The sequence below is a fragment of the Streptomyces sp. NPDC001194 genome (genome assembly GCF_042896985.1).
GTDB lineage: Bacteria > Actinomycetota > Actinomycetes > Streptomycetales > Streptomycetaceae > Streptomyces.
Genome location: NZ_JBIAXU010000006.1, coordinates 147,889 through 158,289, shown reverse-complemented (window position 1 = coordinate 158,289; position 10,401 = coordinate 147,889). Strand labels below are relative to the sequence as shown.

At 73.1% G+C, this 10,401-nt stretch carries 9 protein-coding genes and 1 pseudogene; 6 read left to right on the top strand and 4 right to left on the bottom strand.

Going from position 1 to position 10,401, the window contains the following annotated elements:
- Positions 1-29 precede the first annotated feature (29 nt).
- Positions 30-785, top strand: coding sequence for a beta-glucanase (locus tag ACFY1T_RS16525; RefSeq protein ID WP_390788729.1), 756 nt, complete (start codon positions 30-32; stop codon positions 783-785).
- Positions 786-865: 80 nt separating this feature from the next.
- Here the strand turns inward: ACFY1T_RS16525 and ACFY1T_RS16520 are convergent, their stop codons facing one another.
- Positions 866-1,258 carry a hypothetical protein gene (locus ACFY1T_RS16520; protein ID WP_390788728.1) on the bottom strand — a complete coding sequence of 131 codons (393 nt, stop codon included), beginning with the start codon at positions 1,256-1,258 and terminating at the stop codon, positions 866-868.
- Positions 1,259-1,418: 160 nt separating this feature from the next.
- A complete protein-coding gene (locus tag ACFY1T_RS16515; RefSeq protein ID WP_390788727.1) occupies positions 1,419-1,823 on the bottom strand; it encodes a protease inhibitor I42 family protein in 405 nt (134 codons plus the stop codon).
- 375 nt (positions 1,824-2,198) lie between these two features.
- Between ACFY1T_RS16515 and ACFY1T_RS16510 the strand changes: the two are divergent.
- The 3 genes and pseudogenes from ACFY1T_RS16510 to ACFY1T_RS16500 all read left to right on the top strand — a co-directional run bounded on the left by ACFY1T_RS16510 (position 2,199) and on the right by ACFY1T_RS16500 (position 7,620).
- Positions 2,199-2,739: pseudogene (locus ACFY1T_RS16510) on the top strand (alpha/beta fold hydrolase).
- A gap of 412 nt (positions 2,740-3,151) precedes the next feature.
- Positions 3,152-7,096 carry a helix-turn-helix domain-containing protein gene (locus ACFY1T_RS16505; RefSeq protein WP_390788726.1) on the top strand — a complete coding sequence of 1,315 codons (3,945 nt, stop codon included), beginning with the start codon at positions 3,152-3,154 and terminating at the stop codon, positions 7,094-7,096.
- Positions 7,097-7,269: 173 nt separating this feature from the next.
- Complete coding sequence (locus ACFY1T_RS16500) at positions 7,270-7,620, top strand: hypothetical protein (protein ID WP_390788725.1); 351 nt, start codon at positions 7,270-7,272, stop codon at positions 7,618-7,620.
- A 384-nt stretch (positions 7,621-8,004) separates the two neighbouring features.
- Here ACFY1T_RS16500 and ACFY1T_RS16495 read toward each other — a convergent pair whose 3' ends face one another.
- Complete coding sequence (locus tag ACFY1T_RS16495; RefSeq protein WP_390788724.1) at positions 8,005-8,862, bottom strand: alpha/beta fold hydrolase; 858 nt, start codon at positions 8,860-8,862, stop codon at positions 8,005-8,007.
- A 102-nt stretch (positions 8,863-8,964) separates the two neighbouring features.
- Between ACFY1T_RS16495 and ACFY1T_RS16490 the strand changes: the two genes are divergently transcribed.
- Positions 8,965-9,375, top strand: coding sequence for a winged helix-turn-helix transcriptional regulator (locus ACFY1T_RS16490; protein WP_390788723.1), 411 nt, complete (start codon positions 8,965-8,967; stop codon positions 9,373-9,375).
- 223 nt (positions 9,376-9,598) lie between these two features.
- Here ACFY1T_RS16490 and ACFY1T_RS16485 read toward each other — a convergent pair whose 3' ends face one another.
- Positions 9,599-9,802 (bottom strand): hypothetical protein, encoded by a 204-nt coding sequence (locus tag ACFY1T_RS16485; protein ID WP_390788722.1) that lies wholly within the window; start codon positions 9,800-9,802, stop codon positions 9,599-9,601.
- A gap of 397 nt (positions 9,803-10,199) precedes the next feature.
- Between ACFY1T_RS16485 and ACFY1T_RS16480 the strand changes: the two genes are divergently transcribed.
- Positions 10,200-10,388 (top strand): hypothetical protein, encoded by a 189-nt coding sequence (locus tag ACFY1T_RS16480; protein ID WP_390788721.1) that lies wholly within the window; start codon positions 10,200-10,202, stop codon positions 10,386-10,388.
- Positions 10,389-10,401: the final 13 nt, after the last annotated feature.

Here is a 10,401-nt window from a genome sequence, read left to right as displayed (position 1 = left end):
ATGGGATCGTGTTCTCGGGAAGGAGCGATGTGCTCACTCAGGTTCTCGACCGGATCCGACGGCTCCTCGGACGCCCCACCCCCACCCCGACTCCCGCATCCGCTCCCGAACGTGACGGCGCCGCCCGGGCGAGCGCCCAGGCCCCGGTCTTCACGGCGGACTTCGGCTCGACCCGACAGTGGGTCGCGGGCCGTTCCTGGGCCTATCCGAACGGCGGGCCCACCAATCCCGGCGACAACAAGCTCGACTATCTGGTGTCGGACGCGTCCTTCAGCCGCAGCGGCACCTTCCGGGCCACTCGCCGCCCCGACGGCAAGTGGAACACCGGTCTGCTGACCACCGAGGGCAGCGAGGAAGGGTTCATGGTGCGGACCGGGGACGTGCTGGAGGCACGGGTGCGGCTACCGGCCGAGCGCGGGGCCTGGCCCGCGATCTGGACCTGGCTGGACGGCGACAACGAGATCGACGTCTTCGAGTACCACCCGGACAACCCGGACCTCCTCGAATTGTCCAACCACGTCAAGGGTGCCTCCCACTACCACCGCGACCCGGCGATCGGCCCCGGCCGCTGGGTCGACCTCAAGGTGGAGTTCGGATCCGGCTCGGTGCTGTGGTGGGTCAACGGCAAGCAGGTCTTCGCCGACCGGCGCGGAGTGGGACGCCGCTGGCGTGCGTACCTCATCGTCAACCTCTCGGTCTGCGCGGGCCGCTACCACCCGGCCCCCGACCGGGCCGTGTCGGAGATGTCCTACGAGGTGGCCTACCTCCGCGTGATCCGTCCGTAGGAGCTCGCTTCACCCAACAGTCGGACTGCCAGGCCGAACATGCCGTCTGGCCGCGCGCGAAGGGCTGACGCCCGCGCCGCTCATGGTCCTCCGCGACGACCAATGCGTGTCACGTGCGGGACCAGGGCGGCGAGGGCGGAGGTGCCCGCAAGGGTGCCCACCACGACCATGGCCACGCCGAGTGCGAAGAGCCCGCTGGAATCGTCCGACCAGTCGTGGTACGAGGCCGCGCCCATCCCCACCGTGGTGCCGAGCACGGCGCCCGCGGCATGCCCCCGGGACGTGGACCAGACGACGCAGGCGGCGATGGTCAGCACGAGCCCGGCCACCTGCCACGCCTCGTACGGGCCCGTCACCGAACCGTCGGGGTGCACGTCGCGATGCTGGTCCCAGCCCAGCCAGGCGGCCCATGCGGCGACCGCGACGACGAAGGGAAGCAGCACGTGGACGACTATCAGCGGCTTACGGTTCATGGTCCCAGCATCCTGTTCGCCGCCGACGCGCGACAGAGTGCGCCTACCCAGACCCACTGAGTACCGGACCGGACGCCGGCGCCGCCCACCCCGGTGCGGCGCACGCCCCGCCCGGTCCGACGTGCCCGTACTCGGTGCCCCGTGCGAGGCGCGGAGCCCGTCAGTGCACGGTGACCTTGACGGTCAGCGTCTGCGCGGGCGCGGTGGAGGTCTCCCCGGGCCGGCGGTAGGCGAATTCCAGGTCCCCGGTGCCGCGTCGGACGGCGGTGAAGCGGAAGGTGTGGACGCCGCCCCTGCCCACCATGTGAGACGGATTGGGCGAGGGTTTGTAGGTGGAGGACTTCAGGCGCAGCGGGGCGGGGAGGGCCGTGATCCGCCACTCGTAGCCGGTGGTCGGGTTCTCATCGAGGACGACGTCAGTGGACTGGCCGAGGCGGAGTGTGACGCTCCGATCGGAGTCCGAGCCCGTCTCGTGTGCCGTCGGCACGGCGCCGGCCGCTTCGGTGGGGAAGACGGCGAGGGCGCAGAGGGCCGCGGCGGCGGCCGTACGAAGAAGGAGAGGCATCCGGGGTCCTCCTGCTCGGATCGGGAGTCGTGCTGCCTCGGGCGAGGACTTCCGCATCGAACCAGCACGCCTCCTGCGGACGGCCGACGCAACCGCACGACGGCGCGGCCAGGCGGCGGCTGAATCGGCTTCCGGACGGTAGCCGAGGCGACGGAGGCTCGGCGCCGTCGCGCCCGCCCGGAATCGTTTCCGCCGACAGGGGCTCGGCCAAACGGGTGAGCTGCGACTGGTGCCGTGCCAGGCCGGCGTGTGTTCCTTCCGGCAGGCGCCGAGCCCGCGTTGCCCTCTCGTGTGGGACGGCGGAGACTGGGTGGGCAATGCAGACCGGGGACGGCCAGGGCACCGAGCGGGTGAGCTTCGGGAGAGGTCTGGACCATGGGCGACTACGTGGAGCTTCCCGGTGTCAGGACCTGGTACGAGGCCGAGGGGAGCGGCGACCCGCTGCTCCTGATGCACGGCGGGTTCTGCACCAACGAGACGTGGGGTGCGCAGCGGGCGGACCTGGCCGCCGCGTACCGCGTCTTCCGGCAGCGACGACCTTGAATTCTTCCGCGCGTTGTACGAACCCGTGACGCCGGACGGGGTCGGGCACTGGCCGGTCGTGGCCGCGAAGGTGCTCGACATGTGGCGCGGTCAGCCGACCATGACGCCGGCGGATCTGGCGCGGATCACGGCGCCGACGCTGGTGATGGCCGGCGACGACGACATGACGACCCTCGAGCACACGATCGCCCTCTACCGGGGGATCGCCGGATCCCAACTCGCGATCGTCCCCGGTACCTCGCACCTCGCGCCGCTCGAGAAACCGGACCTCGTCAACCGGCTGATCCTCGATCACCTCCGACTGGACGCGCCGGAAACCATGATGCCCATCCGGCGGGGTGCTGCGCCGCAACCGCAAACGGCGCCGGACTGACCCGGAACACGTGCCCCGGCCTCTGCTGCGGTGCGTGCGAAAGCGATCCGGTCAAGGTGGCGGACCCCACTCGGGAGGATCCCGGTGACCGTGTTGGCCGTACGGCGCCACGACCGGCGCTTGGCCGACGGCATGGGCTGCGAAGCGTGGTCTTGGACGCACGGTTGCCTGGGAGTCGTGCGGTCCGGCGCCCGTCGGCGCGGTGAGCGGCGGCTCCGCCGGCCGGCAACGAGGGGGCCGTGGGCGGTGCGGGGCGCGTGGGGGCTCAGAGGCGGTGGTGAGTGGCCGGAAAAGGCTGGTGTGGCGGCGTCGAAAGGGTCGGATCGAGGCGTTCCGGCCACGCGGCCGGATGGGCGCGGGAAGGTGGTTCACCGGCATCACCGCCCCAGCGGAACCGGACCCCGGAGGCCCCATGGACCCCACCCCGTTCCACACCCAACCCCCTTTAACACGAGAAGAGTTCGCGATCGAGCTGACGCGTCTGCGCGAGAAGACCGACCTGACCGTCCGCGCGGTCGCCGCCCGCGTCGGCGCGCCGGGCGCGCACAGCACCATCGGCGGCTGGTTCGCCGGCCAGAACCTGCCGTCGTTGGGGTCCCTGCCCCTGTTCCGCCGGGTGCTGCATGCCTGCGGGGTGACCGACGCGGCCGAAATCGATCGCTGGCTGGAACGGCTCGCCGAGCTGCGACGGTCCGGGGTCCTGCGCGTGGCGGGAGGCGCGTCGCCCTACCGGGGGCTGGCGGGCTTCGAGGAACGCCACGCCGACTGGTTCTTCGGCCGGGACGACCTCCGGGCGGTCATCGTGGACCGGATCCTCGCCGAAGAGGGCGCCGACGTACCCCGACTGCTCGTCGGAGCCTCTGGTTCCGGCAAGTCCTCGCTCCTGCGGGCAGGCGTGCTGCCCGTCCTCCGCGGTGAGCACGGCTGCACACCGCTCCTGCTCGCCCCCGGCCGTGACCCGATGCGCGCCCTGGTGTCCGCCCTGTCCCCCCTGGCCGCCCTGCCCGCCGAGGACGCACTGGCCGCGGAGTGGGCGGACCTGGTGGACGAGCCCCTCGAACTCGCCGCACGTGTCGCGGCGGTGGCCCGGCGTGCGGGCGTACGCATCGTCGTGGCGGTCGACCAGCTGGAGGAGGTGTTCACCGCCTGCCCCGACCCCGCCGCACGGGAGGGGTTCCTGCGGTGCCTCGAGGCCCTCCCCGCCCCCGACGTGCGCGTCACGGGCTGCCTGCGCGCCGACTTCTACGGCCAGGCCCTCGACCAGCCTTCCCTTGCGGCAGCCCTGCAGAAGGGCCAGACCGTCGTGGGCGCGCTCAGCGATGACGAGATCCGCGCCGTGGTCGGCGGCCCCGCCGCCAAGGCCCGCCTCGTCCTGGACGAAGGGTTCATCGACGTACTCCTCGCCGACTTGCGGGACTCCGGCCCCGGAGCCCTGCCCCTCCTGTCGCACGCACTGTTGTCGACCTGGGAACGAGGCCGCGGCACCGCCCTGACCATCGCCGATTACCGCGCGGGCGGCGGCATGTCCGCGGCCGTCTCCGAGACGGCGGAGGAGGTGTACGCGGGACTCTCGCAGACCGAGTGCGCACGCGCGCGGCAGCTGTTCCTGCGGATGGTAGCGGTGGGCGACGGCGTGCCCGACGCGCGCAGGCTGCTGCCGCTGCCCCCGCCCGTGGGCCAACCCGACCGAGCCGGAGACGTGTACGCGGTCCTGGAGCGCTTCGTCGACCGCCGCCTGGTCACGCTCGACGGCGACGGCGCCAGGATCACCCACGAGGCGCTGCTCACCGCTTGGCCGAGGCTGCGCGGCTGGATCGACGCCGACCGGACCGGACAGATCGTCCGGCAGGACCTGACGCGCGACGCGGACCGGTGGATCGCGCACGACCGCGACCCCTCGCTGCTCTACCGGGGCACCCGCCTGGCAGTGACCTCCGGCTGGGCCCGGGACAGCGGCCACGCCCCGGAATTCGACGCACGGGAGAGCGAGTTCCTCGACGCGAGCCGGCTGGCGGAGGACGGCCGGGTCCGGCGCGAGCGGCGCGGCGCCCGCCGGCTGCGCCGGCTCCTCGTCCTGCTCTCGCTGCTGGTCGTCCTTTCCGGCCTGCTCACCGGTGTCGCCGTGGTCCAGCGCCGTGACGCGCAGAGACAACAGGCCGTCGCGCTGTCCCGGCTGGTGGCGGCGCGCGCCGAACGGCTGCGGGGCAGCGACCTCGCCCTCTCCGCGCAACTCGGTCTGGTGGCGTACCGGACGGCGCCCACGGCCGAGGCCCGGGAGGCGCTGATGGACGCCTCGGCGCTGCCCGCCGTGACCCGGATACTCGCGTTCCGTGGCGTCGTACAGGCGGTTGCGCTCAGCCCGGACGGACACACCCTGGCCGCGGGCGGCCTGGACCATCAGGTCGCGCTGTGGGACCTGCGCGATCCACAGCGGCCGCGAGCCCTGGGAGCGGCGCCGGTCACGTTCGCCGACACGGTGTACGCGCTCGCCTTCAGCCCGGACGGCCGGCGGCTCGCCGCCGGTTCCGGGGACGGCACCGTACGGGTGTGGGAGCCGTCGGCCCCCGACCCGGCGGCGGCCGCGGCCCGGTCGTTCAAGGGGCCGGATTCGGCCGTGTACGGGGTGGCCTTCGCACCGGACGGCAAGACGCTGGCCGCGGCGGGCGCCGACGGCGGGGTGTACCTGTGGCCGGACCCGGAGGTGACGGCCCCGTCGGCGGGCGCCGAAGGAAGCTCCGCGAGCAACGCGGCAAGCCGCCCCGGAAGCAGCGCCACCGGGACGCGCCTCACCGGCTTCACCGGGGCGGTGCACACGGTCGCGTTCCGCTCCGGCCCCGGCGCCGGCGCGGCCCTGCTGGCCGCGGGGGGCGCGGACGGCTCCGTACGCCTGTGGGACCTCGCCGATCCCGGGCACCCGCTCGCGTACGGACAGCCGCTGACCGGAGCGGCCGGACCGGTGTTCGGGCTGGCCTTCACGGCCGATGGCGCACGACTCGTGGCCGGGAGCCAGGACCGGTCCACGCGGGTGTGGGAGGTACCCGCCCCCGGCTCCGCGCCCGCCCCGCCCGCCGTGATCGGCGGGGCACCGGCCGCCCCCGACGGCCCGGCCAGCTACGTCAACGCCGTCGCCTGCAGTCCTGACGGGCAGTGGCTGGCGACGGGCAGCGCGGACAACCAGGTGCGCTTGTACGACGCCCGGACGCGCGTCCTCGCCGGCGTGTTCCCGCACCCGGGCCCGGTCACCTCGATCTCCTTCCATCCCGGCGGCCGGCAGATGGTGACGGCCGCCGCCGACGGGACCGTGCGCCTGTGGCAGCTGCCTCCCCGCCCGCTCCGCGGCTTCCAGGGGACGGTCAACGCGATCGGCTACGCGCCGGACGGGAAGCTGCTCGCCGTCGGGGGGCGCGACGTACAGCTGTGGGACGTCTCCGACCCCTGGACCCCGCGCCCGGTCGGGCAGCCCCTGACCAATCCCACGGGGTACTCCGCGACGGTCTCCTTCTCCCCGGACGGCCGCACCCTCGCCGTGGGCGGCCGGGAGGGCAAGTTGTGGCTCTGGGACGTCTCCCGCCCCGACCGGGCCGCGCCCTACGGAGAAACCCTGACCGGCGGCACCGGAACCATCCAGTCCGCCGCCTTCGACCGGACGGGCCGGATCCTGGCCGTGGGAAGCGAGGGGCGGACCGTACGCCTGTGGAACACGGTGGACCCGGCGCACCCGCAGCTCTCGGCGGAACTGTCCGAGCCGACGAACTACGTCTATTCGGTGGCGTTCAGCCCGGACGGACGGTGGCTCGCCGCCGGCACGGTCGACAAGCAGGTGCTGCTGTGGCGGCTCCCGCAGGGTGGCGGCCGGCCGGTGCTGGAATCGACCCTGCGGGGCCCGGGCAGCTACGTCATGTCCGTCGCGTTCAGTCCCGACAGCCGGATCCTGGCGGCCGGTACCGCCGACCGGGACGTGTGGCTGTGGGACGTGAGCGGGGGCCACCCGCGCACCGCCGGGCCGACGCTGACGGGGCCGAGCAGCTACGTGTACGCCCTTGCCTTCGCCCCCGAGGGCGGCACCCTCGCCGCCGCCAGTACGGACGGCACCGTGTGGCTCTGGGACACGGCCGATCCGCGGCGGACGCGGCCCCGCACCGTACTGAGCGGCCTCGGCGGGAAGGCGTACGCCGTCGCGTACAGCCCGGACGGCCGCTCCCTCGCGGCCGGCGGCGCCGGCCCGGTCGCCCTGCTCTGGTCCCGCGACGAGGAGGAGATCGCCCGAAGGCTGTGCGAGCGCGCGGGTTCGGTCATCACCGCTCAGGAGTGGGCCCAGCTCGTCCCCGGACTGCCGTACGCGCCGCCGTGCCGGTGAACGGGCCGGCGGCCGGCCTGTACGGAGTTGTACGGACCCCCGTACGGGCCTGGTCGACCTGCGCTTGGTTCCTTCCCCCGGCCGCCGTCGGGATGGCTCTCTGGTGGAGCGCCGCCGGATCCGCCGGGGCGCCGCACACCACCGCGAGTCTCCCGAGGAGAACGACGATGCGCATGACGACCACCACCCTGCGGACCCGGGCCGGACTGGCCGCCGCCGCGGCCGCCGTCGCCCTGACCGGTCTGATCGCCGGCGCCGGCGGCGCCGACGCGGCCGGCAGTTACATCTCGTCCAACAGCGGCGGGGCGAACGAACGCACTTGCGCCAACACCGGTTGCGGTTCGCTCGGTTACCTGTCCAACGGGACCGGCGTCACGATGCTGTGCTGGACCGACAGCCAGTGGGTCTACCCGCCGAGTTCGAACTACGCCTCGAACCGCTGGTTCCGCGTCTCCAGCTACGTGGGGACCGGCTACGTCCACTCGTCCCTGGTGGGCGGCCAGACCAGCGTCGGCCACTGCTGACGGTCCCCCCGGTTCGGCCTCCGGCCCCCGGCGCCAGCCGGGGGCCGGGGTGTGCCGCCACCGGTCCGTGGACGGGGCCTCCGCGATCGGTCCTCGGCGATCCCGAGGAGCGCCTAGTGCGCGTTCTCGTCCGCGGCCAGGTCCCAGTGCGGCTTGGTTCCGACCCACATGGCGGCGTAGGTGCAGTGGTAGGAGCCGAACCGAGGGCAGCCACACGGGGAAGACGGCCCAGGCCGTCCGGCGGGTCAGCCGGGTACACAGCCGTTCCTGAGCCTGCGCGGTCGCGGTCCCGTACCGCTTGGCGCCGGTCGGCGTCACCACCGCCACCTCGCCCCCTGGTTTCGGGGCGGCCGAAGACGGAATGAACATCCGGACCCGCTCTTCTCACTTCGACATGTCGGCGCGGAGGAAGGGCGCAAGGAGCGCGAAGAGCGCGTCGGGGCGGTCCAGGGGGATGATGTGGCCGCAGTCCTCCACATGGTGTCCGACCAGGTCATCGGCGATGGGGCGGAGTTGGCGTTCGAGCCCGCGGCCGACGGGGTGAGAGCCGACGGCCATGGTGGGCATGGTCAGCCGAGCCGTCGCGACGGCGTCATGGATCTGCTGCGCGCTGGTGGGCAGCGCCCGGTAGTGGGAGAACGCGCAGCGCAGGGCCTCACTCCCGGTGTACGCGTGTACGAAAGATGCACGGATGTCGTCGGGTACTCCTCGCCCGAGTGTCCCCGAGTCGAGGAACCAATCGACGTACGCGGCCTCGTTGCCGGCCAGGACGGTCTCGGCGAGGCCGGGGACGGCGTGGAAGCCGAACCACCACGGGGCACCGCCCGCGACGACGTCCTCTGCTCCGGGCAGGCGGCCGAGCAGTGCCTCCATGACGACCAGGCGTCGAACGAGGCCGGGCCGGCGCAGCGCGAGCAGGACGGCGGGGCCAGCGCCCGCGTCGATGCCGACCACCGCTGCCGAAGGCTCGCCGAGTGCCGCGAGCAGCCCTTCGACGTCGGCTGCGAGGGTGCCTGCGTCGTAGCCCTCGACGGCGCGGTCACTGGCGCCGAAGCCTCGGAGGTCCGGGGCGATGACCCGGTACTGACCGGCCAGTCGGCCCATGATGCCTCTCCAGAGTTGCCAGGTGTGCGGGAAGCCGTGCAGCAGGAGAACGGCAGGTCCCTGCCCGGCGATTGCGACATTGAGGTGCACGCCGTTCGTCGCGATGCGGCGCAGGTGGTGTGCGGTGGTGACGTGCATGACGGCTCCTTGCCGGGCGGTTACCATTGGTGACCACAGAACGATAGGTAACCGACCTGCCGTTTCCCAGACGGCACCTTCAGGGAAGGTGGTGAGCCGCAGGTGACCACCCCAGGCAGCCGGGCCGCCGGTCACGGGGCACTCGGTGATCTGTTTGATCCCCGTTGCCCGACACGGCAGTTGCTCGACCGCATCGGTACGAAGTGGACGTCCATGGCCGTCAAGACGCTCGCCGATGCCACACCGGACGAGGTGCGCTTCGCGGAGCTGAGGCGCCGGATGCCCGGCGTCTCGCAGAAGATGCTGTCCGTGACCCTGCGAAGTCTGACCCGCGACGGGCTGGTGTCGCGCCGCGTCGAACCCACCGTGCCGCCGCGGGTCCACTACCGGCTCACCGGACTCGGGCTGTCCCTGGAAGCCGCGCTTGCGGGGCTGCGGACCTGGGCGGAAGAGCACATGGCCGAGATCGACCGCGCCAACGAAGCCGCCGCCCGAGAGACCGACGAAGAGTAGGCCGAGGCCCGCGGGTACTGCACGGAGGCAGGCAGCTGACCGAAGGGCCGATCGCAACGCCCCTCAGCGTCGCACTCCTGACCGGCAGGGCGCCGCACCGGCAGCCGGATCCGCGCCCCGTACGCCCGCCGCACGGCCCGCGCCCGCCCCGCCCCCGGCCCGTACGAGGACACGGCCCCGGGGGCCGTCACCCGAAGGTGCGGACCCCCGGACCGTGCGCCCCCTAAGCCGGAACGCGTGAGCCGGTCGGCCCGTTGCCGTGCGCGAGCTTCGCCCGGTAGTACGTCTCGGCCGAGTCGGCGAACCGGTCCTGCAGGAACGGCTTCGCGAGCTTCGCCGCCACTTTGCCCCCGGATTTGCCGACCACCTTGCCCGCCACCACCGTCACCCCCGTCTGGCCTCCCTTCATCAGGACCTGCGCCATCACGGCCTGCGCGTACGTCGGGTACGCCGCGTTGAGGGCGATCAGGCCCGCAGCGCCCCCCGCGCCGCCGCGCTGCTGTCCCCACCCACGCTGTTGAAGGCCTTCAGGAACATCTCAGACGTGATCTCAGCCGCCATGGCCCACCCTCCCCGACGTCCACCCGCCCGCCCTCTACGGGACCCACCCCGTCCTGTCCGGGCCCCGACTGGCGCAAACTCGCCGCTTGAGTCCGCCCGTCGACCGAAGGCCGTACGAAGGCCGTACGAAGGCCGTACGAGGGGCCGTCCGGCCGCGTCCGACGGCCGTCCGAGTTCGGTGTCGGACGCCCGGCACGCCTCCAACCTTGGAGTACGTCACCGGGGGCCGCCCGGGACGGATGCGCCCGGGGAGGAGCCCCGTGATGGATCTGGTTCATCTGTCCGACACGTTGCTGAGTCATCTGACCGATCTCGTCCCGTACTTGCAGTTCGTCGCTGCGGCCGGCGGAGCGGTGGCCGCGGTACGCCGGGCCGCCCGTGCGGGCCGCCACTACCTGAGCGAGCGCCGGAGCCGGAACCCGGAGGAAGGCCGCACCCCCGCCGGAGACTGAACGCGTACGCCGA